Below are 23925 nucleotides of genomic sequence, written 5' to 3' on the forward strand. Positions count from 1 at the left end.
CATTTTTCGCCCGCTGTTCGAGCCCCTGCCATGCCTGCCCAGTTGCAACGCCGTCTGTCCATCTTCGCCATCGTGCTCGTGCTGATCGCCCTGGGGCTGTTCGGGCACTGGCTGCTGGTCGGACGCTTTCACGAAAGCACCGACAACGCCTATGTCCAGGGCGAGATCACCCGGGTCTCCAGCCAGTTGGGCGCCCGTATCGAGAAGGTGCTGGTGACCGACAACCAGCAGGTGGAAAAGGGCCAGCTGCTGCTGACCCTGGAAGCCGCCGACTTCCGCCTGGAGCTGGAGCGCGCCCGCGCCGCCCTGGCCACCCGCGAGGCCGAACTGGCCCAGGCGCAGAGCCGGCTGGACCAGCAGGGCAGCCTGATCGCCGCCAGCCGGGCCGATGTGGCGGCCGGCCAGGCAACCCTCAGCCGGACCCAGATCGACCTGTCCCGCGCCCAGGCCCTGCGCAAGCCGGGCTTCGTCTCCGAGGAACGGGTCACCACCCTCTCCGCCGACAGCCGGGTGGCCCGCTCGCAGCTGTCCAAGGCCGAGGCCGACCTGGCCGCCCAGCATCAGCAGGTCGATGCCCTGCAGGCCGACATCAAGCGCCTGAACGCGCAGATCGCCAACGCCCGCGCCGATATCGAACAGGCCGAACTGAACCTCAGGCGCACCGAGATCCACGCCCCGATCAGCGGGGTGATCGGCCAGCGCTCGGCGCGTAGCGGCCAGGTGGTGCAGGCCGGCGCCTACCTGCTGTCGATCGTGCCCAGCGACGATATCTGGGTGCAGGCCAACTTCAAGGAGACCCAGATCGGCCGCATGCAGCCGGGCCAGGTCGCCGAGCTGACGTTCGACGCCTACCCGGACACCCCCATCGAGGGCCGCATCGACAGTCTGTTCGCCGCCTCCGGCGCGCAGTTCAGCCTGCTGCCGCCGGACAACGCCACCGGCAACTTCACCAAGGTGGTCCAGCGCATCCCGGTGAAACTCACCTTCGCCGCCGATAACCCTCTCAAGGGCAGGATCCGCCCCGGCATGTCGGTGGAAGTGAACGTGGACATCTCCAGCGACGCCCAGCATGGCGGCTGACGCCCTGCTGCGCCCGGTCGGCGAGCCGACCCGGCGCGACTGGATCGCGGTGATGAGCGCCATGCTCGGCGCGTTCATGGCGGTGCTGGACATCCAGATCACCAACTCCTCGCTGAAGGACATTCAGGGCGCGCTGTCGGCGACCCTGGAGGAAGGCTCGTGGATCTCCACCTCCTACCTGGTGGCCGAGATCATCATGATCCCGCTCACCGCCTGGCTGGTGCAGCTGCTCTCGGCGCGGCGCCTGGCGGTGTGGGTCTCGCTGGGCTTCCTCGCCTCCTCCCTGCTCTGCTCGTTCGCCTGGAGCCTGGAGAGCATGATCGTGTTCCGCGCCCTGCAGGGTTTCACCGGCGGCGCGCTGATTCCCCTGGCCTTCACCCTGACCCTGATCAAGCTGCCCGAGCACCACCGGGCCAAGGGCATGGCGCTGTTCGCCATCACCGCCACCTTCGCCCCCTCCATCGGCCCGACCCTGGGCGGCTGGCTGACCGAGAACTGGGGCTGGGAATACATCTTCTATATCAACGTGCCGCCGGGCCTGCTGATGATCGCCGGCCTGATGTACGGCCTGGAGAAGAAGGCACCGCACTGGGAACTGCTGAAAAGCACCGACTACGCCGGCATCGTCACCCTCGGCCTGGGCCTCGGCTGCCTGCAGGTGTTCCTCGAAGAAGGCCATCGCAAGGACTGGCTGGAATCCCAGCTGATCGTCGGCCTGGGCAGCGTGGCGGTGGTCAGCCTGATCCTGTTCGTCATCCTGCAGCTGTCGCGGGACAACCCGCTGATCAACCTGCGCATCCTGCGCGAACGCAACTTCGGCCTCACCAGCATCGCCAGCCTGGGCATGGGCCTCGGCCTCTACGGCTCGATCTACCTGCTGCCGCTGTACCTGGCGCAGATCCAGGGCTACAACGCCCTGCAGATCGGCGAGGTGATCATGTGGATGGGCCTGCCGCAGTTGTTCATCATCCCGCTGGTGCCGAAACTGATGAAGGTGATCTCGCCGAAGTGGCTGTGCGCCGGGGGCTTCGCCCTGTTCGGCATCTCCAGCTTCTTCTCCGGGGTGCTCAACCCGGACTTCGCCGGCGAGCAGTTCAACCATATCCAGATCATCCGCGCCCTGGGCCAGCCGATGATCATGGTGACCATCTCGCTGATCGCCACCGCCTATATCCAGCCGCAGGACGCCGGCTCCGCCTCGAGCCTGTTCAACATCCTGCGCAACCTCGGCGGCGCCATCGGCATCGCCCTCCTCGCCACCCTGCTCGACAGCCGCGCCAAGACCTACTTCGACTACCTGCGCGAAGCCGTGGTGCCGGGCAACCCGCAAGTGGACGAGCGCCTGGCACTGCTCGCCGAACAGCTCGGCAGCCAGCAGGCCGCGCTGGGCAAGCTCAGCGAGATCACCCACCAGCAGGCCGCCATCATGGCCTACAATGACGCCTTCCACTTCGTCGGCCTGGCCCTGGCCATCAGCATGTTCGCCGTGCTGCTGACCCGCGCCCTGCCCGCCGGCGCCACTGGTGGCGCGGCTCACTGAGCCCGCCACCTCCCGCTTTCTGGTTTCGACATGCCCGCCTCGCGTTACCGCTCCTTCCTGTTGGTCGGCGCCTTCCTGGTCATCTATGTCGGCTGGGGCACCACCTACCTGGCCAACCACTTCCTCCTGCGCGAGCTGCCGCCCTTCGTCATCGGCACCCTGCGCTTCTGCCTGGCGGGCCTGTTGGCGCTGCTCTGGGTGGCCGTGCAGGGCGGGCCGAAGGTGCAGCGCAGCGACTGGGGCGCCGCCCTGATCGGCGGCCTGCTGCTGATCGCGGTCGGCCAGGGCGCGCTGATCTATGCCAACCAGCACCTGCCCACCGGCATGCTGGCGATGCTCTACACCACCCTGCCGCTGTGGAGCGTGGCCCTGGAGTGGCTGCTGGACGAACGCCCGCCGGTCTGGGTGCTGCTCGGCCTGGCCGTCGCCAGCGGCGGCATCGTGCTGCTGATGGGCGGCGGCCTGGGCGAAGGCGCCGGCCTGCTGCAATGGTTCTCCGGCGCGCTGGTGCTGCTGGCCACCCTGCTCTGGGCGATCGGTGCCTGGTGGTTGCGCCAGCGTCCGCCGCTACGCTCGCCGGCCACCGGCCTGGGCCTGCAGATGCTGGTGGGGGCGCTGGTGCTGGCCGGTTTCGGCCTCTGGCATGGTGACTGGCAGGGATTGCGACTGGACCAGCTGAGCACCTCCGGCTGGCTCTGGCTGGCCTACCTGGTGCTGCCGGTGAGCCTGGGCGTGTATCCGGCCTATTTCTGGCTGCTGCGCGAGGTGCGGCCGAGCCTGGTGTCGACCTTCGCCTTCGTCAACCCGGTGGTGGCCCTGCTGCTGGGCTACCTGATCCTCGACGAGCGCCTCGGCCTGTCCGCCGGGCTCGCCAGCCTGGCGGTCCTGGCCGGGGTATCGATGATCATCTTCGGCCGGCGCTGAGTTCTCCTCTTCGTAGGAGCAGCCTTTTTATGGGAGCGGCCTATTTGTGGGAGCGGCCTTGGCCGCGATGCTCTTGGGCGGCCCTTATCGCGACCAAGGCCGCCCCCACAAAGGCGCGTGTCAGACCTGCAGCAACCGGTCGCGCAGTTTCTGGATCTCGTCACGCAACTGCGCGGCGGCCTCGAACTCCAGGTCGCGGGCCAGCTGGTACATCTTCTCTTCCAGTTGGCGGATGCGTTTGGTGATCTCGTTCGGCGATCGCAGTTCGGCCTCGTAGCGGGCGCTGTCCTCCGCCGCCTTGGCCGCGGCCTTGCGCTTGTTGCTGCGCGCCCCCGGCACCACGGCGCCTTCGAGGATGTCCTTGATGTCCTTCTGCACCCCTTTCGGCACGATGCCATGGGCCTGGTTGAAGGCCACCTGCTTCTCGCGGCGCCGCTCGGTTTCGCCGATCGCCCGCTGCATCGAGCCGGTCATGTTGTCGGCGTAGAGGATCGCCTTGCCGTGCAGGTTGCGCGCGGCGCGGCCGATGGTCTGGATCAGCGAGCGCTCGCTGCGCAGAAAGCCTTCCTTGTCCGCGTCGAGGATCGCCACCAGCGACACCTCGGGCATGTCCAGGCCCTCGCGCAGCAGGTTGATGCCCACCAGCACGTCGAAAGCGCCGGTGCGCAGGTCGCGGATGATCTCCACGCGCTCCACCGTCTCGATGTCCGAGTGCAGATAGCGCACCTTGACGTCGTGGTCGGCCAGGTAGTCGGTCAGGTCCTCGGCCATGCGCTTGGTCAGGGTGGTGACCAGCACCCGCTGTTCGGCGGCCACCCGCTTGCGGATTTCCGAAAGCAGGTCGTCGACCTGGGTGCGCGCCGGGCGCACCTCCACTTCCGGGTCGACCAGGCCGGTGGGACGCACCACCTGCTCGATCACCCGGCCGGCATGCTCGGCCTCGTAGGGCCCCGGCGTGGCGGAGACGAAGATGGTCTGCGGGCAGGCTGCCTCCCATTCCTCGAAGCGCATGGGCCGGTTATCCAGCGCCGAGGGCAGGCGGAAGCCGTACTCGACCAGAGTCTCCTTGCGCGAGCGGTCGCCCTTGTACATGGCGCCGACCTGCGGCACCGAGACGTGGGACTCGTCGATCACCAGCAAGGCTTCGTCCGGCAGGTAGTCGTACAGGGTAGGCGGCGGTGCGCCGGCAGGACGGCCGGACAGGTAGCGCGAGTAGTTCTCGATACCGTTGCAGTAGCCCAGCTCGAGGATCATCTCCAGGTCGAAGCGGGTGCGCTGCTCCAGGCGCTGGGCCTCCACCAGCTTGTTGGCGCCGCGCAGGTAGTCCAGGCGTTCCTTGAGTTCCACCTTGATCTGCTCGACCGCCTCCAGCAGCGTCTCGCGCGGAGTGACGTAGTGGCTCTTGGGGTAGAAGGTGAAGCGCGGCAGCTTCTGGATCACCTCGCCGGTGAGTGGGTCAAAGGCGCTGATGCTCTCCACCTCGTCGTCGAACAGCTCGACGCGGATCGCCTCCAGATCGGATTCCGCCGGGAAGATGTCGATCACGTCGCCACGCACGCGGAAGGTGGCGCGGGCGAAGTCCATGTCGTTGCGGGTGTACTGCAGCTCGGCCAGGCGACGCAGCAGGGCGCGCTGGTCCATCTTGTCGCCCCGGTCGAGGTGCAGCACCATCTTCAGGTACTCCTCGGGGCTGCCCAGACCGTAGATGGAGGACACGGTGCAGACCACGATCACGTCCTGCCGCTCGATCAGCGCCTTGGTCGCCGACAGGCGCATCTGCTCGATATGGTCGTTGATCGACGCATCCTTCTCGATGAAGGTGTCGGAGGACGGGACGTAGGCCTCAGGCTGGTAGTAGTCGTAGTAGGAAACGAAGTACTCCACCGCGTTGTTCGGGAAGAAGCTCTTGAACTCGCCGTAGAGCTGCGCGGCCAGGGTCTTGTTCGGCGCCAGCACCAGCGTCGGGCGCTGCACCTGGGCAATCACGTTGGCGATGCTGAAGGTCTTGCCCGAGCCGGTCACCCCCAGCAGGGTCTGGTGCGAGAGGCCGGCTTCCAGCCCCTCGACCATCTGGCGGATAGCCTCCGGCTGGTCGCCGGCGGGCTTGAAACGGGTGACGAGCTGGAAATCCGACATGATGCGACCTCGCGATGACACTGTGACGCGGCTCAACGGCCGGCGTCATAGCTTCTGAATGAGCGCTGGCGCTGTCGCCGCGCACAGACTGGGCCGCTATACTAGCGACCCGTTTATGCAACCCCAAGCCCGATTCCGTGCCGGGAGTTGCCGGTTCCCACCCTCTCCTCTCGAGACCGCCGCAATCATGAGTCTGTTCTCCGCCGTCGAGCTGGCGCCGCGCGACCCGATCCTGGGCCTGAATGAAGCCTTCAACGCCGATACCCGCAGCACCAAGGTCAACCTGGGCGTGGGGGTGTACTACAACGAGGAAGGCCGAATTCCCCTGCTGCGCGCCGTCGCCGAGGCCGAGAAGGCCCGCATCGAGGCCCACGCGCCGCGCGGCTACCTGCCGATCGAGGGCATCGCCGCCTACGACAGCGCCGTGCAGAAGCTGCTGTTCGGCGAAGGCTCGGCCCTGCTGGCCGAAGGCCGCGTGGTCACCACCCAGGCTGTCGGCGGCACCGGCGCCCTGAAGACCGGCGCCGACTTCCTCAAGCGCCTGCTGCCGAACGCCCTGGTCGCCATCAGCGACCCGAGCTGGGAAAACCACCGCGCGCTGTTCGAATCCGCCGGCTTCCCGGTGCGCAACTACCGCTACTACGACGCCGACACCCACGGTGTGAACCGCGCCGGCCTGCTGGAAGACCTCAAGGCCCTGCCGGACCGCTCGATCGTCGTGCTGCACGCCTGCTGCCACAACCCGACCGGCGTCGACCTCTCTCTGGATGACTGGAAAGCCGTGCTGGAAGTTCTGCGCGAGCGCGAGCACGTGCCCTTCCTCGACATCGCCTACCAGGGCTTCGGCGAGGGCATCGACCAGGACGCCTTCGCCGTGCGCCTGTTCGCCGAGTCCGGCATGCCGTTCTTCGTCTCCAGCTCCTTCTCCAAGTCCTTCTCGCTGTATGGCGAGCGGGTCGGCGCCCTGTCCATCGTCACCGCCGACAAGGACGAGGCTGGCCGCGTGCTGTCCCAGGCCAAGCGCGTGATCCGCACCAACTACTCCAACCCGCCTACCCACGGCGCCACCGTAGTGTCCAGCGTGCTCAACAGCCCCGAGCTGCGCGCCCTGTGGGAAGAGGAACTGGGCGAGATGCGCACCCGCATCCGCGACATGCGCCTGGCCATGGTCGAGCAGCTGGCGGCCCTAGGCGCCAAGCGCGACTTCGGCTTCGTCGCCCGCCAGCGCGGCATGTTCTCCTACTCCGGCCTGACCGCCGAGCAGGTGGAGCGTCTGCGCACCGAGTTCGGCATCTACGCCGTCAGCACCGGCCGCATCTGCGTCGCCGCGCTTAATCGCAACAACCTGGACGCCGTCACCCGGGCCATCGTTCAGGTGCTCTGAGACGAATCGGGGGAAAAAGCGCCTCACAGGTGTTGACTTCCCCTTTTTAATCAGTAGGATACGCACCGCTGTTCCGCGATAGCTCAGTCGGTAGAGCAAATGACTGTTAATCATTGGGTCCCTGGTTCGAGTCCAGGTCGCGGAGCCAAATTCAGAAGCCCCAGGTGAAAACCTGGGGCTTTTTTGTTTTCAGCCAGACGCTCTCGGCTGTTCGCCGAATCCCTGAGCACGGTAGGGTGCGCCGTGCGCACCAGAAGAGTCCTTGCCGGCTTTCGGCGCGCACGGCACACCCTACAACAGCAGATCGCTGCTCCCCACAATGCAAAACGCCCGACGCAATAGGTCGGGCGCTCTGCAGCCTGGGAGGACTGGCTCCGGCTAGTGCACCGGCAGTTCGACCCCGTCGAACAATTCATCCAGTTCGGCCTTGGTGTGGCATTGCACGGCCTTGGCCAGTACATCGCGGGTCAGGTGCGGGGCGAATTTCTCGATGAAGTCGCACATGAAGCCGCGCAGGAAGGTGCCGCGGCGGAAGCCGATCTTGGTGATACTGGCCTCGAACAGCTCGCTGGCATCGAGGATAACCAGATCGTTGTCCAGCTTGGTGTCGACCGCCATGCGCGCGACGATGCCAACGCCCAGGCCCAGGCGAACGTAGGTCTTGATCACGTCGGCGTCGGCCGCGGTGAAAACCACCTTGGGCGTCAGGCCCTTGTGGCTGAAGGCCTCATCCAGCTTGGAGCGACCGGTAAAGCCGAACACGTAGGTGACGATCGGATGCTCGGCCAGGGCCTCCAGCGTTAGCTTCGGCAGCTTGGTCAGCGGGTGCCCCTGGGGCACGATCACGCAGCGATTCCAGCGGTAGCAGGGCATCATCACCAGGTCGTTGAACAGCTCCAGACCCTCGGTGGCGATGGCGAAGTCCACGGTGCCGTCGGCGGCCATCTCGGCGATCTGCATGGGCGTGCCCTGGTGCATGTGCAGGGCCACTTCCGGGTATTGCTTGATGAAGCCGCTGATCACCCCGGGTAGCGCATAGCGTGCCTGGGTATGGGTGGTGGCGATGGACAGGGTGCCCTTCTTCTCGTTGGAGAATTCCTGGGCGATCTGCTTGATGCTCTCCACCTTGCGCAGGATTTCCCCCGCGGTAGTGATGATGCGCTCACCTGCGGGGGTGACACGGGTCAGGTGCTTGCCGCTACGGGCGAAGACCTCGACCCCCAGCTCGTCCTCCAACAGGCGGATCTGCTTGCTGATACCGGGTTGTGAGGTATAGAGGCTCTGCGCGGTCGCGGAGACATTGAGGTCATGGTGCGCCACCTCCCAGATGTAGCGCAGTTGCTGCAGCTTCATAGATATCCCTCAAAGCAGATAGGCGCTGCCCGAATGTGCCAATGCAGCGATATAACCATATTAACGGTTTGATGATTAAATCTAGACGTTTTTTTGATTCATGTATGCCGTTCGTCTAACGGTTGGCGATAAGGGCCGCTAGCGATGCTGCAGCATCGGCACCAGATAGACGGGAGTCTCCGCCAGCTGCAACAGGCGCGCGGCCGTCCTGCCCAAGGGGATATCCTGCGCTGCACCATGGCTGTGACTGCCTACGACCAGCAGATCAACCCCGAGTTTCCGGGCCTCCTCGAGAATCACCTGGGCCGGGTCGCCTTGCGCCACCCGCACGCTGCGGATCATCTGCATATCCTGCTGCGCCTCGCCCACCTCGTCGCGGAAGCCCTCCAGCACCCGCTGCTCGATGCTCGCCATGACCGTCGTCAGGCCTTTGCTGCGCAGCTCTTCAAGGGTCTTCTCGTCCAGATAGGTGTTCAGCACCGACTCGGCGAACAGCCCCAGCGGCTCCACCGCATGCACCACGTGCAGCTCCGCCTGAAAAGCCCTGGCCAGAGAGAGGGCGTGCTGCAGGACATAGGGCGCATAGAGCCCCAGATCGGTGGCGTAGAGAATCGAACGCAACATGCGGCCTCCTGACTTCTGACTGGGACCTGTCTGGAGATTAGCAGCGATCGGTAGCCACCCCTGGCAAGCCGATCAGGGCAGCTCTTCCGGCTCTCGGGCCAGGCCCTCGGCGATCACTGCAGAAAGCACGATCGGGTCAAGGCGGGATTGCAAACTGCCCAGGAACTCGCCATCGCGAACGAGGAACAGGCTGGGCAGGTGAAACACGCCATAGCGCTGGACCAGTCCACCGTTGACGCCCGCGTCCACCCAGCACAAGCGATCCACGGGCAATGCCATGCCGGGCAGTTCGCAACGAGCCCAACGGCAACTGGCACAGCCTGTGCTGGTGAATATAAGCAGGGAGATGCCCGGCAGCGCCAATAACCGCTTGTCCGCGTCGAAGTCGGTCAGCTCCAGATCGGGCACTATACTGCCTTCGTGTGATATCAAATGGATGGCACCCAAAGTGGTAACAATGCGTCGTTTCCTGCGTCACCCGACCGACATGCCGGTGGAACTGGTTCAGCGTCGGCACGCCTTCCTGCCCCGACAGCGACTCAACAACATCAGCCTGGGCGGAGTGGCCTGCAACTCCGGCAAGGGATTCCGCAAAGGCACGGCCGTGGAACTACGCATCCCCCTGTTCGGCGATCAGGCCCGCTATCCGGGCGTCGTGGCCTGGTGCCGCAAACAGGCGGAAGGCTATCTGGTCGGCATCGCCTTCATCGACGAAGACACCCTGTTCCGGGCTCGCATGGTAGAGCAGGTCTGCCAGATCGAACATTACCGCCATCAGCGCGAACAGGAGCTGGGCGCGCAGCTGGAAGTCGAATCGGTCGCCCGCGAGTGGATAGCCCTGCATGCCGCCGAGTTTCCCGGCGCGCAAATCCACTGAAACCGCACGGTTTCTCCCATTGTCTAGGCAGCCCCGAAAGCGTTAAGGTTCCTCTCCCCCGCTGCGCCCCCTGATTCCGCCTGACGAGGCGCTCGGCTCCCGTGACCTGACGAGTACCACGATGGCTGATCTACCGATTGACGATCTCAACGTTTCATCCAATGAAACCCTGATCACTCCGGCGCAACTCAAGCGCGAAATCCCCCTCACCGCAGCCGCCCAGCGCACCGTCGCCCAGGGCCGCGAGGTGATCCGCAATATTCTCGACGGCAAGGATCATCGCCTGTTCGTGGTGGTGGGCCCCTGCTCCATCCATGACATCAAGGCCGCCCACGAGTATGCCGAGCGCCTCAAGGTGCTGGCCGCCGAGGTCTCCGACAGCCTCTACCTGGTCATGCGCGTGTATTTCGAGAAGCCGCGCACCACGGTCGGCTGGAAGGGGCTGATCAACGATCCGTACCTGGACGACTCGTTCAAGATCCAGGACGGCCTGCACATCGGCCGGCAGCTGCTGCGCGACCTGGCCGAGATGGGCCTGCCCACCGCCACCGAGGCGCTCGACCCGATCTCCCCGCAGTATCTGCAGGACCTGATCAGCTGGTCGGCCATCGGCGCCCGCACCACCGAATCGCAGACCCACCGCGAGATGGCTTCCGGCCTGTCCTCGGCGGTCGGCTTCAAGAACGGCACCGACGGCGGCCTGACCGTGGCCATCAACGCCCTGCAGTCGGTTTCCAGCCCGCACCGTTTCCTCGGCATCAATCAGGAAGGCGGCGTCTCCATCGTCACCACCAAGGGCAACGCCTACGGCCATGTCGTGCTGCGCGGCGGCAACGGCAAGCCCAACTATGATTCGGTCAGCGTGGCCGTCTGCGAGCAGGAACTGGCCAAGGCCAAGATCAGCCCGAACATCATGGTCGACTGCAGCCACGCCAACTCCAACAAGGACCCGGCCCTGCAGTCCCTGGTCATGGAGAACGTGGCCAACCAGATCCTCGAAGGCAACAACTCCATCGTCGGCCTGATGGTGGAAAGTCATCTGGGCTGGGGCAACCAGTCGATTCCGAAGAATCTCTCCGACCTCAAGTACGGCGTTTCCATCACTGATGCCTGCATCGACTGGGAAACCACCGAGAAGACCCTGCGCAGCATGCACACCAAACTCAAGAATGTGCTGCCAAAGCGCCAGCGCGGCTGATCCTGCGCACCAACGAAAACGCCGGGCATTGCCCGGCGTTTTCGTTTCGATCCATTCAGTGCTTCAAGCGCTGCCGCTGGCGACGCTCCAGGTAGCGCTCCACGTAGGAGCAGGACGGAATCACCGTGTAGCCCATCGACTCCGCATAGACCAGCGCCTGCTCGGTCAGCGCCGCGGCGATGCCACGCCCACGCAGCGCGTTCGGCACGAAGGTGCGATAGATGTCGAGCGTCTGCTTGCCCAGATCCATATAGGCCAGATAGGCGCGGTGGCCGTCGATCACGGCCTCGAACTGATGACCCGCCTGGTCATGGTGGATGGACAGCCCTTCGCTCATTTCAACTCCTCAGTGGAACCTCGCAACGGTCCCTACCTTAATCGATATTCTGCAGATGAAGAAACACCCGGGCCGACGCTGCGAACCTTGCCAAGGACTTCATCCACCATGGACATACGCACTCTACTGTAGCCGCTGCCAAAGGCAGTGGACAGGTCCCACCGGGCAGCTTCGAGGCCGAACACTTGGACGGGAAACAGCAACGCCGACACTACAACGCAGTTGCGAACGGGAAAATTACGACAGTGGGCCGGTATCGAAGTTGCGCCAAGATGCCCCGGCCAATACAAGCGAAGAACTAGAGACAGACAGTAAGAGTGTCGGGGCTTTCCTAGCAGCCAAGCGAACTGTATGTTTTTTAAACAAAAAAGCTTGAACCGTTATGAAATTTTTTTGCTCTACCCTATTGCCGCTCATTTTACTTGCCCAGAGTAACGGGTAGTATGTGGCTCGGCTAATTTCCCAAGCTCGGGGAATTGCTTTTCATGGAAAGTCCACCTTAAGGGGAACACGATGAACAACGTTCTGAAATTCTCTGCTCTGGCCCTGGCCGCCGTTCTGGCAACTGGTTGCAGCAGCGTATCCAAAGAAACCGAAGCCCGTCTGACCGCTACCGAAGACGCCGCCGCTCGCGCCCAGGCTCGTGCTGACGAAGCCTACCGCAAAGCCGACGAAGCTCTGGCCGCTGCTCAGAAGGCTCAGCAGACCGCTGACGAAGCCAACGAGCGCGCTCTGCGCATGCTGGAAAAAGCCAGCCGCAAGTAATTCTTGCCAAGGCTTTGAAAAAGCCGATCCGGTTACCCGGATCGGCTTTTTTATTGACTGTCTTTCGGAAAGAGAAGCCCGCAGTTACTTCACCGCCAGGCTCTCTTTAAATAGGAAGGACTAGAAGGCCGGTGCCTCTTCATGAGTGGCGACGGCCTGGTCGGGAATGGCGATCTCGATCGGAATGCCATCCTCGGAAGCCACCACTTCGCGCACCATGTCCCAGTCCAGACGCATGCTGCCGCCCATGGCCTCGTTCTTCAGCAGCGCGTTGATCACCGCCGTGTGCTTGTCGACCACGGACGGTTCGCCTTCGTCGGTCAGCGGTGCATGGGCCTCGAGATAGACCTTTCCACCACTGACGCCGAACTTGTAGGGCTCGTTGATGATGCGCACCGAAGTTCCAACCGGCGCCATCCTGGCGAGTTCCAGCACGTTGTTGTTGAGCATGCGGAAACAGCCGTGGCTGACGCGCATGCCGATGCCGAACTTCTTGTTCGAACCGTGGATGAGGTAGCCGGGCGTGCCCAGGGTGAACTTGAACGGCCCCAGCGGATTGTCCGGGCCCGGCGGCACGTAGGCCGGCAGCGGATCGCCATCGGCCGCGTGCTCGGCGCGGATCGACGCCGGCGGCGTCCAGCCCGGGTTCGGCGTCTTGGCGGTGATGGTGGTGTGGGCGATCGGCGAACCCCAGCCCTCGCGGCCGATGCCCAGCGGGAAGGTGTGCACCACGTCCTGCCCCTTGGGGAAGTAGTACATGCGGTACTCGGCCAGGTTGATCACGATGCCTTCGCGCGGGCCCGGCGGCAGGATGTAGCGGGTCGGCAGGATGATCTCGCTGCCCTCGCCCGGCAGCCACGGGTCGACACCCGGGTTGGCGGCCACCATCTCCAGATAGCCCAGGTCGCTCGCCGTGGCGATGTCGGCGAAGGTGTCCTCGTAGCGGGCCTTGATCACCTGGACCTGGCCGACGATATCTTCGCCCGGGGGCGGCAGGGGCAACTCGAGCGCGGCGGCGGGGCCGACGACGGCCAGGCTGGCGAGGCTCAGCGAGCGGGCGAGCGACAACATCCGTTAATCCTTGGGGTAAATGGCTGATGGAGAAAGTCGGAATTGTACATGGGCGCCGGGCCGGCCGGGAGAGACATCAGGCGCCGGACCAGGGCAGCCGCTCGCCGCGCCGTTCGGCATCCAGCACCTCGCGGCAGGCCGGGCACAGACGCCTGTCGCGCAGGCCGGCCTTGTCCACCGCGCGCATCACGGGCAGCGCCGGTAACAAACCGCCACACAATGTGCGATCGGCGAAGCCGCCCAGTTCCAGTTGTCGCGCCACCAGATGCACCTTCGCCTCGCGGCAGGCGAACAGGTCGAGCTGTTCGTCGGGCACGATCAGTTGGTAGGCGTACAGGGACCAGGCGGGACGCGGCATTCGGGGCTCCGAGGCGGGCCGCCAAGATAGCCGAAAGCCCGCAGCCGGGGAAGGCTCAGAGCAGCGGTTTCAGGGTCGGCCAGACGTTGTCCAGCAGCTTGCCCTGAGCCGCCACGGCGGGATGGATGCCGTCGGCCTGCATCATGCCGGGCACGCCACCGACACCGTCGAGCAGGAAGGGCACCAGGGGCACCTGCTTGTCCTGCGCCACGTCCGCGAAAGTCCGGGCGAAGGCTTCCGTGTAGCGCTGGCCGTAGTTGGGCGGCAGGCGCATGCCGAGCAGCAGCACACCAGCCCCGGCCTCCTTGGACAGATCCACCATGCGGGCAAGATTCTGTTGCAATTGCGCGGCGGGCTGCCCGCGCAGGCCATCGTTGCCGCCCAGCTCGATGATCACCAGCTGCGGCCGATGCTGCGAAAGCAGCGCCGGCAGCCGCGCCAGGCCACCCGAGGTGGTGTCGCCGCTGATCGAGGCATTCACCACCTGGTGCTCGAAACCACCCTCCCGCAGCCGTTCCTGCAGCAGGGAGACCCAGCCCTGGCGGGTATCCAGGCCCAAAGCGGCGCTGATACTATCGCCGACCACCAGCACGGTGCCGGCCAGGGCGCCCTGCGCCCACAGCAGCAGGCTCAGCGCACCGCTCATCCACAATGCACGCATCGGACTCTCCATGAGCGCAAGCATTCTCACTGCGCGGCACCTTAGCAAAGTGGTTCCCAGCACGGAAGGCGATCTGGTCATCCTCCACGATCTCTCCCTCGACCTCGCCCGCGGCGACAGCCTGGCCATCGTCGGCAGCTCCGGCTCGGGCAAATCCACCCTCCTCGGCCTGCTGGCCGGACTCGACCTGCCCAGTACCGGCGAAGTCGAACTGGCCGGCAACGCCCTGCAATCGCTGGACGAGGACCGCCGCGCGCGGGTCCGCGCCGAGCACGTGGGCTTCGTGTTCCAGTCCTTCCAGCTGCTGGACAACCTCAACGCCCTGGAGAACGTCATGCTGCCGCTGGAACTGGAAGGCCGCAGCGACGCTCGCCAGCGCGCCGCCACCCTGCTGGAGCGCGTCGGCCTCGGCCAGCGCTTCACCCACTACCCGCGCCAGCTCTCCGGCGGCGAGCAGCAACGCGTCGCCATCGCCCGGGCCTTCGCCGCCGAACCGGCGATCCTGTTCGCCGACGAGCCCACGGGCAACCTGGACAGCCACACCGGCGAGCGTATCAGCGACCTGCTGTTCGAGCTGAACCAGGAACGGGGCGCCACCCTGGTCCTGGTGACCCACGACGAGCGTCTGGCACACCGCTGCCGCCGCCTGATCCGCCTGGAAGCCGGGCATCTGGTCGACAGCGTGGAACCCTGATGGTCGCCCGCCTGTTCGTCCTCGCCTGGCGCCAACTGCTGCGCGACGCCCGCGCCGGCGAGCTGCGCGTGCTGTTCTTCGCCCTGCTGGTCGCGGTGGCCGCCAGCACCGCCATCGGCTATTTCGGCGCGCGCCTGAACGGAGCGATGATGCTGCGCGCCACGGAATTCCTCGGCGCCGACCTGGTGTTGGGCGGCAGCGCCCCGGCGACGCCGCAACAGATAGAAGCGGGCCGCCGGCTGGGCCTGGAACATGCCCAGGTGGTGGAGTTCACCAGCGTGATCGCCGGCGACCAGGGCATACAGCTGTCCAGCGTCAAGGCCGCCAGTGCCGGCTATCCGCTGCGTGGCGAGCTGAAGAGCGCCGCCGAACCCTACGGCGCCGAAGAGACCGGCGGCGGCCCCGCCCCGGGCGAGGCCTGGGCGGAAGCGCGGCTGTTCGCCGCGCTCGACCTGAAGATCGGCCAGGACATCGAGGTCGGCAACCGGCAGCTGCGCCTGACCCGTGTGCTGACCCACGAGCCGGATCGCGCCGGCGACTTCTATAGCCTCACCCCGCGCGTCCTGATGCATCTGGACGACCTGGCCTCCACCGGCGTGGTCCAGCCAGGCAGCCGGGTGCGCTACCGCGAGCTGTGGCGCGGGGAAAGCACGGCGCTGGCCAGCTACCGCGCCGAGGTGAAGAGCGGCCTGGAGCCGAGCCAGCGGCTGGAGGATGCCCGCGACGGCAACCGCCAGATCGGCGGCGCCCTTGGCCGTGCCGAGCGCTACCTGAACCTGGCGAGCCTGGCCGCCGTGCTGCTGGCCGGTGTCGCCGTCGCCCTGTCGGCGGCGCGCTTCGCCGCCCGCCGCTTCGACGCCAGCGCGCTGCTGCGCTGCCTGGGTCTGTCGCGCCGCGAAGCACTGGCCCTGTTCGGCCTGCAGCTGGCCATGCTCGGCCTGTTCGCCAGCCTGGCCGGTGCCCTGCTCGGCTGGGGCGGCCAGTTGATCCTGTTCAAGCTGCTGCAGGGATTGCTGCCGTCGGGCGTTCCACCGGGCGGGTTGCTGCCGGCCCTCGCCGGTATCGCCACCGGCCTGGTGGCCCTGGCGGGCTTCGCCCTGCCGCCGCTGGCCGCCCTGGGGCGGGTGCCGCCGCTGCGGGTGCTGCGCCGCGACCTGCTGCCGGTGCCGCCCAGTTCCTGGCTGGTGTATGGCGCCGCGCTGCTGGCACTGGGTCTGATCATGTGGCGCCTGAGTCTGGACCTGAAGCTGACCCTCGGCCTGCTCGGTGGCGGCCTGCTCGCCGCCCTGCTGCTCGGTGGCGCGCTGCTGCTGGGCCTGAACGCCCTGCGCCGCCTGCTGGCCCGCGCCTCCCTGCCCTGGCGCCTGGGCCTCGGCCAGTTGCTGCGCCACCCGCTCGCCGCCGCCGGCCAGTCGCTGGCCTTCGGCCTGATCCTGCTGGCCATGGCCCTGATCGCGCTGCTGCGCGGCGAGCTGCTCGACACCTGGCAGGAGCAGCTGCCGGAGCAGGCACCCAACCATTTCGCCCTCAATGTGCTGCCCGCCGAACGCGACGCCTTCGCCGCCCGCCTCCAGCAGCTGTCGCCCCATCCGATGCCGCTCTACCCGATCGTCGCCGGGCGCCTGACCCAGATCAACGGCGAGCCGGTGCGCAGCCATGTGAGCAAGGACAGCCAGGGCGAACGGGCCGTCCGCCGCGACCTAAGCCTGACCTGGGCCGCCGAGCTGCCGGAAGGCAACCAGGTGGTGGAAGGCCAGTGGTGGCAACCCGGGCCTGAGGGCGACATGCCCGGCGTCTCGGTGGAGTCCAAGCTGGCCGAGAGCCTGGGGCTCAAGCTCGGCGACGCCCTCACCTTCAACGTCGGCGGCCTGGAGAAGCAGGCGCGGGTCGCCAGCCTGCGCGAAGTCGAGTGGGACAGCTTCCAGCCCAACTTCTACATGGTCTTCGAGCCCGGCACCCTGCAGGACCTGCCGGCCACCTACCTGACCAGCTTCTACCTGCCGCCGCAGAGCGAGAAGCAGCTGGTGGCGCTGGCACGGGAATTCCCCGCCGTCACCCTGCTGCAGGTCGAGGCGCTGCTGGAGCAGCTGCGCAGCATCATGGCCCAGGTCAGCCTGGCGGTGGAGTACGTGCTGCTGTTCGTCCTCGCCGCCGGCCTCACGGTGCTGTTCGCCGGCCTGCAGGCGACGCTCGACGAGCGCCTGCGCCAGGGTGCGCTGCTGCGTGCGCTCGGCGCCGAGCGGCGGTTGCTGATGAGCGCGCGCCGCGCCGAGTTCGGCCTGCTCGGCGCGGCCAGTGGCCTGCTGGCGGCGCTCGGCTGTGAGCTGGTGAGCTTCCTGCTGTACCGCTACGCCCTTGACCTGCAATGGCAGCCGCATCCCTGGCTTCTGCTGCTACCAATCATCGGGGCGCTGCTGGTAGGGACGGCCGGCGTCTGGGGCACGCGGCGTGCGCTGAATGCCTCGCCGCTGACGGTGCTGCGCGAAGTCTGAGATAGAATCGCCCGATCCCGAGACTTCGCGAGCACCATGAGCCGTTATCGTCCGCCCCGCACCGCCGGCACTCCGCTGATCACCCCCGAAGGCGAGGCGCGCCTGCGCGCCGAGCTGCACGAACTCTGGCACGTGCGCCGGCCCCAGGTGACCCAGGCGGTCAGCGAGGCAGCCGCCCTCGGCGACCGCTCGGAGAACGCCGAGTACATCTATGGCAAGAAGATGCTGCGCGAGATCGACGGCCGCGTACGCTTCCTGACCAAGCGCCTAGAGAACCTGAAGGTGGTGGACAGCCGCCCCGCCGATCCGAACAAGGTCTATTTCGGCGCCTGGGTGACGCTGGAGGACGACGACGGCGCCGAGTCGCGCTACCGCATCGTCGGCCCCGACGAACTGGACCTCAAGCAGGGCCTGATCAGCATCGATTCGCCGCTGGCGCGCGCCCTGGTGGGCAAGGCGCTGGACGCCGAGGTACGGGTGCAGACGCCGAGCGGCGAGCAGACCGTCTACATCACCACCATCGACTACCCGGGGTTCAGCGCAGGCTGATCAGGCCCTGGCGGGCCACCCGCACCAACTGGCCGATCAACTCGTCCTCCAGCGGTCGCGCCTCGGCACCGACCACCACCAAGTCGAAGGCGTCCGCCGGCAGCCGCGCGAGGTCCTGGACCTGGGCGCCGGCGAAGCGGACGAGGAAATTGCGCGAGCCCGGCCAATGCTTGGGCCAGCCTTCCAGGCTCTTGAGCAAACGCGGCTGATGGCTGCCGACCAGCAGGACATGCGGGTGGCGATTGACCGCGGCGTGCGGCAGGGGGGAAAAATGCAGGTGGGTGCGCGGACAACTCATGGATGCAGTCTCAGCCTCGGATTCCCGCCGGGCTGCGGTGGGAGGCGACACCGGCCAGCGCTTTAGCGGTATTCGCCCGACCGGGCGGCGCCCCGCAAGTTGCTCTTAAATCGGCGCCATGGGGTGCGATGCTAAAAACGCCGCCCAATACTGTCAAGGTAAGCCCATGCGACTGTTCTTCGCCCTGCCCTGTCCCACCGAGATCGCCGAGCGGATCGCCGCCTGGCGTGACGGCTGCCATTTCGCCGGCCGGCCCGTGCCCACCGCCAACTTCCACCTGACCCTGGCCTTTCTCGGCCACCTGCCGGAGAGCCGGCTCGAACTGCTCCACCAGTTGCCGCCGCGCTTGCCGCTGGAGGCGCTGGCCTTCGACCTGCGCCTGGACCGCCTCGACTGCTGGCAGGGCGGGCTGCTGCACCTGGCTCCCGGCCAGGTTCCCGCGCAGCTGCTGGCCCTAGCCGGCGGCCTCGACGACCTGCTCAACGAGGCGGGCCTACCGGTGGAGCGACGCGCCTACCGCCCCCACCTGACCCTCGCGCGCGACAGTCGCCTCGCCGAACGGCAGGCCCCTCCGGCTTTCGCCTGGCGGGTCGAGGAAATGGTGCTCTACCAGTCCGAGCAGGGCCGCTATATCCCCCTCTCCCGGTGGGCGCTGGGCTGAGCCGGTAGCGCTCGAACAGAGCCACAGGTAGCTGTCACCCTCCCAGGGAGGGGGCATCCCTGTTTCCCTCGGTAACAATCCTCATTACCGACAGGAGCCCTCGGATTACGGGGCCTGCATCGCAAACGCCCGTTTAGAGCCTTCGTTCTAAATTTGTCGCGATCTGGCACAGATCATGCCCCTCTCGCACGGCTGAAGTACCGCTTCCAGGAGGGAAACGGGTGGCTGACACAAGGACGGAACCACCGCCCAACCACCGTTCGAGAGCAACCGATGAATAATAAGAAGACCCTGCTCGCCCTCTGCGCCGGAACCTCCCTGCTGCTGTCCGGCTATGCCGACGCCGGCCTGTTCGGCCCCAGCGGCTACACCAAGACCAAGTACCCGATCGTCCTGACCCACGGCATGCTGGGTTTCGACAGCATCCTCGGGGTCGACTACTGGTACGGCATCCCCTCTTCCCTGCGCTCGGACGGAGCCAGCGTCTACATCACCGAGGTCAGCCAGCTGAACACTTCCGAGCTGCGCGGTGAGGAACTGCTGGATCAGGTGGAAGAAATCGCCGCCATCAGCGGCAAGGGCAAGGTCAACCTGATCGGCCACAGCCACGGCGGCCCCACCGTGCGCTACGTCGCCGCCATCCGCCCCGACCTGGTCGCCTCGGTCACCAGCGTCGGCGCGCCGCACAAGGGCTCTGCCACCGCCGACTTCCTGCGCAAGGTCCCGCCGGGTTCCGCCGGCGAAGCCATGCTGGCCGGCATCGTCAACGGCCTGGGCGCGCTGATCAACTTCCTCTCCGGCAGCCCGAGCAATGCGCCGCAGAACTCCCTCGGCTCGCTCGAATCGCTGAACAGCCAGGGCGCCGCGGTGTTCAACGCCAAGTTCCCGCAGGGCATCCCGACCAGCGCCTGCGGCGAGGGCGCCTACAAGGTCAACGGCGTCAGCTACTACTCCTGGAGCGGCACCAGCCCGCTGACCAACTTCCTGGACATCAGCGACCTGATGCTGGGCGCCAGCTCGCTGACCTTCAACGAGCCCAACGACGGCCTGGTCGGCCGCTGCAGCTCGCACCTGGGCATGGTGATCCGCGACAACTACCGGATGAACCACCTGGACGAGGTCAACCAGACCTTCGGCCTGACCAGCCTGTTCGAGACCGATCCGGTCACCGTTTACCGCCAGCAGGCCAACCGCCTCAAGCTGGCCGGCCTCTGAGCCCAGGATCGGGGCCCACGAGGCCCCGATGTCCCCTCCCTGCCGAGTCTCGCCGTGAACAAGCTCCTGCTATTGGCCGCGCCCCTGGTGATCGGGGTCGGTATCGCCGTCACGCTCCACCTGAATCCGCTCGAACCCGATGACCAGTCGGCTCCGGCACCGCAGCCCCCCGCCGGCGCGCCCGTGCCCATGACACTGCCGCAACCGGAACAAAGTACGCACCAGCCCCCGTCCCTGACGGCCGGCATCACGCCACTGCCGCGCTCGTTCGCGGGCACCCAGGTGGATGGGCAGTTCCGCCTCGACGAGGCCGGCAACCTGCTGATCACCATGGATATCCGGCGCATCTTCGATTACTTCCTCAGCGCCTATGGCGAGGAGGAGACCATCACCACCAGCGTCGAGCGCCTGCGCGCCTACGTGCGCAGCCAGCTCGAGGAGCCGGCGCTGAGCCAGGCCCTGGCCCTGCTCGACCAGTACCTGGACTACAAGCGCCAGCTGATCCAGCTGGAGAAGGACCTGCCGCAGATGGCCAGCCTGGACGCCCTGCGCCAGCGCGAACAGGCGGTGCAGAACCTGCGCGCCAGCATCTTCAGCGCCGAGGCGCACCAGGCCTTCTTCGCCCAGGAAGAGGCCTACAACCAGTTCACCCTGCAACGCCTGGCGATCCGCCACGACCAGTCGCTGGACGACCGGCAGAAGGCCGAGGCGCTGGACAGCCTGCGCGCCAGCCTGCCCGAGGAGATGCAGGACATGGTGGTGCCGCAGCTGCAGGCCGAACTGCGCCAGCAGACCGCCGCCCTGCAGGCCCAGGGCGCCAGCGCCGCGCAGATCCAGCAGCTGCGCCTGCAGCTGGTCGGCGCCGAAGCCACCGCCCGGCTCGAAGCCCTGGACCAGACCCGCGAGCAATGGCAGCGCCGCCTCGGCGACTACCGGCGCGAGAAGGCACGCATCGAAAGCAGCGGTCTCTCCGCCGAGGACAAGCAGGCCAGCATCGAGCGGATGGCCAAGGAGCGCTTCGACGAACGCGAGATGCTGCGCCTGGAAGCCGCCGAGCAACTGGCCCAGAGCCGCGAGGCGGGCGCCGCGGAGAGGACGCCCTAGCGGCTGCCCCTCCCGCCCACCGTTCCCGTGAGTAAAAAGTCCGCCACGGCCTGCGCCGCGCGCTGCAGGTGCTGCTCGTGGCTGAAGCCTGACGCCTTAAGCGGCTTAAGGTCGTGGTCGGCGGCCTCCAGCCACTGTATTTCGATACTCGGCGAGAGGCTGTAGCCCTCCACCCTCTCCCGACCACCCAGCGCATCGCGCTCGCCCTGGACGATCAGCGTGGGCGTGCGCAGCTTCGCCAGGTGCGCCACCCGCGGCTTCTCCGGCTTGCCCGCGGCGTGGAAGGGATAGCCCAGGCAGACCAGCGCATCGGCCTCCAATTCGTCCGCCAGCAGGCTGGCCATGCGCCCGCCCATGGACTTGCCGCCCACGGCCAGCGGCCCTGATACCTGTTCGCGCACCAGCCGATAGACCTCGCGCCAGCACTCCAGCAGCTGCGCCTGCGGGTTCGGCGGACGCTTGCCGCCGCTGCGGCGCCGCTCCGCCATGTAGGGAAACTCGAAGCGCAGCACGCCCACTCCACGCTCCGCCAACAGCTCCGCCATGCGCTGCATGAACGGGCTGTCCATCGGCGCGCCGGCGCCGTGGGCGAGGATCAGCACCCCCTGCGACATCGTGTCCGCCCCGTTCCACAGCCATCCCCGCGCGCGGCATTGATCCCCGTCAATAACCATCATCGTGCCATTACCCATGCTTGCCCTGCTTTTCACAAACCGTGGATGGAAGCCCAACACATGAACACAACCAGCACTGCGGCATACAACTATAAGGTTGTCCGCCAGTTCGCCATTATGACGGTGGTTTGGGGCATAGTCGGGATGGGGCTCGGCGTGTTCATCGCCGCCCAGCTGGCCTGGCCTGAACTGAACTTCAACCTGCCGTGGACCAGCTTCGGCCGTCTGCGCCCGCTGCACACCAATGCGGTGATCTTCGCGTTCGGCGGCTGCGCGCTGTTCGCCACCAGCTACTACTCGCTGCAACGCACCTGCCAGACCCGCCTGATCTCCGACAAGCTCGCCGCCTTCACCTTCTGGGGCTGGCAGCTGGTGATCGTGCTGGCGGCCATCAGCCTGCCGCTGGGCTGGACCTCCTCCAAGGAGTACGCCGAGCTGGAGTGGCCGATCGACATCCTGATCACCATCGTCTGGGTCGCCTACGCGCTGGTGTTCTTCGGCACCCTGATGAAGCGCCGGACCAAGCACATCTACGTGGGCAACTGGTTCTTCGGCGGCTTCATCCTGACCGTGGCGATCCTGCACATCGTCAACAACCTGGAAGTGCCGATCACCCTGACCAAGTCCTACTCGCTGTACGCCGGCGCCACCGACGCCATGGTCCAGTGGTGGTACGGCCACAACGCCGTGGGCTTCTTCCTGACCGCCGGCTTCCTGGGGATGATGTACTACTTCGTGCCGAAGCAGGCCGAGCGCCCGGTCTACTCCTATCGCCTGTCCATCGTGCACTTCTGGGCGCTGATCACCCTGTATATCTGGGCCGGTCCGCACCACCTGCACTACACCGCCCTGCCGGACTGGGCCCAGTCCCTCGGCATGGTGATGTCGCTGGTCCTGCTGGCACCGAGCTGGGGCGGCATGATCAACGGCATGATGACCCTCTCCGGCGCCTGGCATAAGCTGCGCTCCGACCCCATCCTGCGCTTCCTGGTGGTGTCCCTGGCCTTCTACGGCATGTCCACCTTCGAAGGCCCGATGATGGCCATCAAGACCGTCAACGCCCTCTCCCACTACACCGACTGGACCATCGGCCACGTGCACGCCGGCGCCCTCGGCTGGGTGGCGATGATCTCCATCGGCTCGCTCTACCACCTGATTCCCAAGGTGTTCGGCCGCGAGCAGATGCACAGCATCGGCCTGATCAACGCCCACTTCTGGCTGGCCACCATCGGCACCGTGCTCTACATCGCTTCGATGTGGGTCAACGGCATCACCCAGGGCCTGATGTGGCGTGCGGTCAACGAGGACGGCACCCTCACCTACTCCTTCGTCGAAGCCCTGGAAGCCAGCCACATCGGCTTCGTGGTGCGGGTCCTCGGTGGGGCCGTCTTCCTGCTCGGCATGTTCCTGATGGCCTGGAACACCTGGCTGACCGTTCGCGCCGCCAAGCCGGCCGAATACGACGCCGAAGCCCTGATTCCCGCAGAGGTCGCCCACTGATGAGCAGCAAGCACGAAATACTCGAGAAGAACGTCGGCCTGCTGGCCATCGCCATGATCCTGGCGGTGAGCATCGGCGGCCTGACCCAGATCGTCCCGCTGTTCTTCCAGGACGTGGTCAACGAGCCGGTCAAGGGCATGAAGCCCTACACCGCCCTGCAGCTGGAAGGCCGCGACATCTACATCAAGGAAGGCTGCGTCGGTTGCCACTCGCAGATGATCCGCCCGTTCCGCGCCGAGACCGAGCGCTACGGCCACTACTCCGTCGCCGGCGAGAGCGTCTGGGACCACCCCTTCCTGTGGGGCTCCAAGCGTACCGGCCCGGACCTGGCCCGCGTCGGCGGCCGCTACTCGGACGACTGGCACCGCGCGCACCTGTACAACCCGCGCAACGTGGTGCCGGAGTCGAAGATGCCGGCCTACCCCTGGCT

General features: G+C 66.4%; 25 protein-coding genes and 1 tRNA gene. 16 read left to right on the forward strand and 10 right to left on the reverse strand.

What is annotated here, in order from left to right:
- Nucleotides 1-30: 30 nt before the first annotated feature.
- The 3 genes from N5D30_RS07635 to N5D30_RS07645 are packed head-to-tail and all read left to right on the forward strand — an operon-like array spanning nucleotide 31 to nucleotide 3544.
- Nucleotides 31-1080 (forward strand): HlyD family secretion protein, encoded by a 1050-nt coding sequence (locus tag N5D30_RS07635; protein ID WP_220813326.1) that lies wholly within the window; start codon nucleotides 31-33, stop codon nucleotides 1078-1080.
- Nucleotides 1081-1129: 49 nt separating this feature from the next.
- On the forward strand, nucleotides 1130-2620 hold the full coding sequence (locus N5D30_RS07640) for an MDR family MFS transporter (RefSeq protein WP_279908469.1): 1491 nt from the start codon (nucleotides 1130-1132) through the stop codon (nucleotides 2618-2620).
- Between the two features lie 30 nt (nucleotides 2621-2650).
- On the forward strand, nucleotides 2651-3544 hold the full coding sequence (locus N5D30_RS07645) for an EamA family transporter (protein ID WP_279908449.1): 894 nt from the start codon (nucleotides 2651-2653) through the stop codon (nucleotides 3542-3544).
- A gap of 120 nt (nucleotides 3545-3664) precedes the next feature.
- Here N5D30_RS07645 and uvrB read toward each other — a convergent pair whose 3' ends face one another.
- Nucleotides 3665-5680 carry an excinuclease ABC subunit UvrB gene (gene uvrB, locus N5D30_RS07650; protein WP_279908451.1) on the reverse strand — a complete coding sequence of 672 codons (2016 nt, stop codon included), beginning with the start codon at nucleotides 5678-5680 and terminating at the stop codon, nucleotides 3665-3667.
- 187 nt (nucleotides 5681-5867) lie between these two features.
- Here uvrB and N5D30_RS07655 point away from each other — a divergent pair, with 187 nt between their 5' ends.
- Together N5D30_RS07655 and N5D30_RS07660 are read left to right on the forward strand one after the other, a co-directional pair.
- The gene (locus N5D30_RS07655; RefSeq protein WP_279908452.1) at nucleotides 5868-7064 is read left to right on the forward strand and encodes an aspartate/tyrosine/aromatic aminotransferase; all 1197 of its coding nucleotides are present in this window, start codon (nucleotides 5868-5870) and stop codon (nucleotides 7062-7064) included.
- Nucleotides 7065-7136: 72 nt separating this feature from the next.
- Nucleotides 7137-7212, forward strand: a tRNA-Asn gene (locus tag N5D30_RS07660).
- Between the two features lie 230 nt (nucleotides 7213-7442).
- Here N5D30_RS07660 and cysB read toward each other — a convergent pair.
- From cysB to N5D30_RS07675, 3 genes are all read right to left on the reverse strand, one after another.
- Entirely contained in the window at nucleotides 7443-8417 is a 975-nt protein-coding gene (gene cysB / locus N5D30_RS07665) for an HTH-type transcriptional regulator CysB (RefSeq protein ID WP_220813330.1), read from the reverse strand.
- A gap of 138 nt (nucleotides 8418-8555) precedes the next feature.
- Complete coding sequence (locus N5D30_RS07670) at nucleotides 8556-9041, reverse strand: universal stress protein (protein ID WP_220813331.1); 486 nt, start codon at nucleotides 9039-9041, stop codon at nucleotides 8556-8558.
- 72 nt (nucleotides 9042-9113) lie between these two features.
- Complete coding sequence (locus N5D30_RS07675) at nucleotides 9114-9488, reverse strand: thioredoxin (RefSeq protein ID WP_279908453.1); 375 nt, start codon at nucleotides 9486-9488, stop codon at nucleotides 9114-9116.
- A gap of 10 nt (nucleotides 9489-9498) precedes the next feature.
- On the opposite strand from N5D30_RS07675, the gene N5D30_RS07680 reads away from it, so the two are divergent.
- The gene (locus N5D30_RS07680) at nucleotides 9499-9918 is read left to right on the forward strand and encodes a PilZ domain-containing protein (RefSeq protein ID WP_220813332.1); all 420 of its coding nucleotides are present in this window, start codon (nucleotides 9499-9501) and stop codon (nucleotides 9916-9918) included.
- A gap of 121 nt (nucleotides 9919-10039) precedes the next feature.
- Nucleotides 10040-11116: a 3-deoxy-7-phosphoheptulonate synthase gene (locus N5D30_RS07685; protein ID WP_279908454.1), complete on the forward strand. Its 1077-nt coding sequence runs from the start codon at nucleotides 10040-10042 to the stop codon at nucleotides 11114-11116.
- 55 nt (nucleotides 11117-11171) lie between these two features.
- On the opposite strand, the gene N5D30_RS07690 is transcribed toward N5D30_RS07685, so the two are convergent.
- A complete protein-coding gene (locus N5D30_RS07690) occupies nucleotides 11172-11453 on the reverse strand; it encodes a GNAT family N-acetyltransferase (protein ID WP_220813334.1) in 282 nt (93 codons plus the stop codon).
- A gap of 513 nt (nucleotides 11454-11966) precedes the next feature.
- On the opposite strand from N5D30_RS07690, the gene oprI reads away from it, so the two are divergent.
- Nucleotides 11967-12218 (forward strand): outer membrane lipoprotei OprI, encoded by a 252-nt coding sequence (gene oprI, locus N5D30_RS07695; protein WP_003448337.1) that lies wholly within the window; start codon nucleotides 11967-11969, stop codon nucleotides 12216-12218.
- Nucleotides 12219-12338: 120 nt separating this feature from the next.
- Here oprI and N5D30_RS07700 read toward each other — a convergent pair whose 3' ends face one another.
- The 3 genes from N5D30_RS07700 to N5D30_RS07710 all read right to left on the reverse strand — a co-directional run bounded on the left by N5D30_RS07700 (nucleotide 12339) and on the right by N5D30_RS07710 (nucleotide 14308).
- Complete coding sequence (locus N5D30_RS07700; RefSeq protein ID WP_279902207.1) at nucleotides 12339-13289, reverse strand: L,D-transpeptidase family protein; 951 nt, start codon at nucleotides 13287-13289, stop codon at nucleotides 12339-12341.
- A 76-nt stretch (nucleotides 13290-13365) separates the two neighbouring features.
- Entirely contained in the window at nucleotides 13366-13647 is a 282-nt protein-coding gene (locus N5D30_RS07705) for a hypothetical protein (RefSeq protein ID WP_220813336.1), read from the reverse strand.
- 55 nt (nucleotides 13648-13702) lie between these two features.
- Nucleotides 13703-14308, reverse strand: coding sequence for an arylesterase (locus tag N5D30_RS07710; protein WP_279908455.1), 606 nt, complete (start codon nucleotides 14306-14308; stop codon nucleotides 13703-13705).
- A gap of 10 nt (nucleotides 14309-14318) precedes the next feature.
- Between N5D30_RS07710 and N5D30_RS07715 the strand changes: the two genes are divergently transcribed.
- Genes N5D30_RS07715 through greB form a run of 3 tightly spaced genes read left to right on the forward strand, consistent with a single transcriptional unit; the run spans nucleotide 14319 to nucleotide 18043 of the window.
- Nucleotides 14319-15002: an ABC transporter ATP-binding protein gene (locus N5D30_RS07715; RefSeq protein ID WP_279908456.1), complete on the forward strand. Its 684-nt coding sequence runs from the start codon at nucleotides 14319-14321 to the stop codon at nucleotides 15000-15002.
- Nucleotides 15002-17494, forward strand: a complete 2493-nt coding sequence (locus tag N5D30_RS07720; RefSeq protein WP_279908457.1) for an ABC transporter permease — start codon at nucleotides 15002-15004, stop codon at nucleotides 17492-17494. The genes N5D30_RS07715 and N5D30_RS07720 overlap by 1 nt, the downstream gene beginning before the upstream one ends.
- A 36-nt stretch (nucleotides 17495-17530) precedes the next feature.
- Complete coding sequence (gene greB, locus N5D30_RS07725; RefSeq protein ID WP_279908458.1) at nucleotides 17531-18043, forward strand: transcription elongation factor GreB; 513 nt, start codon at nucleotides 17531-17533, stop codon at nucleotides 18041-18043.
- On the opposite strand, the gene N5D30_RS07730 is transcribed toward greB, so the two are convergent.
- Nucleotides 18030-18341, reverse strand: coding sequence for a class I SAM-dependent methyltransferase (locus tag N5D30_RS07730; RefSeq protein ID WP_279908459.1), 312 nt, complete (start codon nucleotides 18339-18341; stop codon nucleotides 18030-18032). The two genes, greB and N5D30_RS07730, sit on opposite strands and share 14 nt — an antisense overlap.
- Before the next feature lie 166 nt (nucleotides 18342-18507).
- On the opposite strand from N5D30_RS07730, the gene thpR reads away from it, so the two are divergent.
- The 3 genes from thpR (at nucleotide 18508) to N5D30_RS07745 (ending at nucleotide 21321) form a co-directional block, all read left to right on the forward strand.
- Nucleotides 18508-19002 carry an RNA 2',3'-cyclic phosphodiesterase gene (thpR, locus tag N5D30_RS07735; protein WP_279908460.1) on the forward strand — a complete coding sequence of 165 codons (495 nt, stop codon included), beginning with the start codon at nucleotides 18508-18510 and terminating at the stop codon, nucleotides 19000-19002.
- 273 nt (nucleotides 19003-19275) lie between these two features.
- Nucleotides 19276-20217 carry a triacylglycerol lipase gene (locus tag N5D30_RS07740; protein ID WP_279908461.1) on the forward strand — a complete coding sequence of 314 codons (942 nt, stop codon included), beginning with the start codon at nucleotides 19276-19278 and terminating at the stop codon, nucleotides 20215-20217.
- Between the two features lie 54 nt (nucleotides 20218-20271).
- A complete protein-coding gene (locus N5D30_RS07745; protein ID WP_279908463.1) occupies nucleotides 20272-21321 on the forward strand; it encodes a lipase secretion chaperone in 1050 nt (349 codons plus the stop codon).
- Here N5D30_RS07745 and N5D30_RS07750 read toward each other — a convergent pair.
- Nucleotides 21318-22013: an alpha/beta family hydrolase gene (locus tag N5D30_RS07750; protein WP_347881185.1), complete on the reverse strand. Its 696-nt coding sequence runs from the start codon at nucleotides 22011-22013 to the stop codon at nucleotides 21318-21320. The genes N5D30_RS07745 and N5D30_RS07750 overlap by 4 nt on opposite strands.
- A 42-nt stretch (nucleotides 22014-22055) precedes the next feature.
- Here N5D30_RS07750 and ccoN point away from each other — a divergent pair, with 42 nt between their 5' ends.
- Both ccoN and ccoO read left to right on the forward strand, forming a co-directional pair.
- Nucleotides 22056-23495 (forward strand): cytochrome-c oxidase, cbb3-type subunit I, encoded by a 1440-nt coding sequence (gene ccoN / locus N5D30_RS07755; RefSeq protein WP_220813346.1) that lies wholly within the window; start codon nucleotides 22056-22058, stop codon nucleotides 23493-23495.
- A partial coding sequence (ccoO, locus tag N5D30_RS07760; RefSeq protein WP_279908466.1) for a cytochrome-c oxidase, cbb3-type subunit II occupies nucleotides 23495-23925 on the forward strand: 431 nt, incomplete at its 3' end. The genes ccoN and ccoO, both read left to right, overlap by 1 nt.

It is taken from the genome of Pseudomonas sp. GD03875 (assembly GCF_029840585.1).
Taxonomy (GTDB): Bacteria; Pseudomonadota; Gammaproteobacteria; order Pseudomonadales; family Pseudomonadaceae; genus Aquipseudomonas; species Aquipseudomonas paralcaligenes.

Bases quoted from the DNA above. Each gene is read 5' to 3' on its own strand.
- N5D30_RS07750 (WP_347881185.1), bottom strand. From the start codon at position 22,013: ATGGGTAATGGCACGATGATGGTTATTGACGGGGATCAATGCCGCGCG.
- N5D30_RS07715 (WP_279908456.1), top strand. From the start codon at position 14,319: ATGAGCGCAAGCATTCTCACTGCGCGGCACCTTAGCAAAGTGGTTCCC.
- uvrB (WP_279908451.1), bottom strand. From the start codon at position 5,680: ATGTCGGATTTCCAGCTCGTCACCCGTTTCAAGCCCGCCGGCGACCAG.
- N5D30_RS07720 (WP_279908457.1), top strand. From the start codon at position 15,002: ATGGTCGCCCGCCTGTTCGTCCTCGCCTGGCGCCAACTGCTGCGCGAC.
- N5D30_RS07635 (WP_220813326.1), top strand. From the start codon at position 31: ATGCCTGCCCAGTTGCAACGCCGTCTGTCCATCTTCGCCATCGTGCTC.
- oprI (WP_003448337.1), top strand. From the start codon at position 11,967: ATGAACAACGTTCTGAAATTCTCTGCTCTGGCCCTGGCCGCCGTTCTG.
- N5D30_RS07710 (WP_279908455.1), bottom strand. From the start codon at position 14,308: ATGCGTGCATTGTGGATGAGCGGTGCGCTGAGCCTGCTGCTGTGGGCG.
- N5D30_RS07655 (WP_279908452.1), top strand. From the start codon at position 5,868: ATGAGTCTGTTCTCCGCCGTCGAGCTGGCGCCGCGCGACCCGATCCTG.
- greB (WP_279908458.1), top strand. From the start codon at position 17,531: ATGAGCCGTTATCGTCCGCCCCGCACCGCCGGCACTCCGCTGATCACC.
- N5D30_RS07645 (WP_279908449.1), top strand. From the start codon at position 2,651: ATGCCCGCCTCGCGTTACCGCTCCTTCCTGTTGGTCGGCGCCTTCCTG.
- ccoN (WP_220813346.1), top strand. From the start codon at position 22,056: ATGAACACAACCAGCACTGCGGCATACAACTATAAGGTTGTCCGCCAG.
- N5D30_RS07690 (WP_220813334.1), bottom strand. From the start codon at position 11,453: ATGAGCGAAGGGCTGTCCATCCACCATGACCAGGCGGGTCATCAGTTC.
- N5D30_RS07700 (WP_279902207.1), bottom strand. From the start codon at position 13,289: ATGTTGTCGCTCGCCCGCTCGCTGAGCCTCGCCAGCCTGGCCGTCGTC.
- N5D30_RS07670 (WP_220813331.1), bottom strand. From the start codon at position 9,041: ATGTTGCGTTCGATTCTCTACGCCACCGATCTGGGGCTCTATGCGCCC.
- cysB (WP_220813330.1), bottom strand. From the start codon at position 8,417: ATGAAGCTGCAGCAACTGCGCTACATCTGGGAGGTGGCGCACCATGAC.
- thpR (WP_279908460.1), top strand. From the start codon at position 18,508: ATGCGACTGTTCTTCGCCCTGCCCTGTCCCACCGAGATCGCCGAGCGG.
- N5D30_RS07680 (WP_220813332.1), top strand. From the start codon at position 9,499: ATGCGTCGTTTCCTGCGTCACCCGACCGACATGCCGGTGGAACTGGTT.
- N5D30_RS07685 (WP_279908454.1), top strand. From the start codon at position 10,040: ATGGCTGATCTACCGATTGACGATCTCAACGTTTCATCCAATGAAACC.
- N5D30_RS07740 (WP_279908461.1), top strand. From the start codon at position 19,276: ATGAATAATAAGAAGACCCTGCTCGCCCTCTGCGCCGGAACCTCCCTG.
- N5D30_RS07730 (WP_279908459.1), bottom strand. From the start codon at position 18,341: ATGAGTTGTCCGCGCACCCACCTGCATTTTTCCCCCCTGCCGCACGCC.
- N5D30_RS07705 (WP_220813336.1), bottom strand. From the start codon at position 13,647: ATGCCGCGTCCCGCCTGGTCCCTGTACGCCTACCAACTGATCGTGCCC.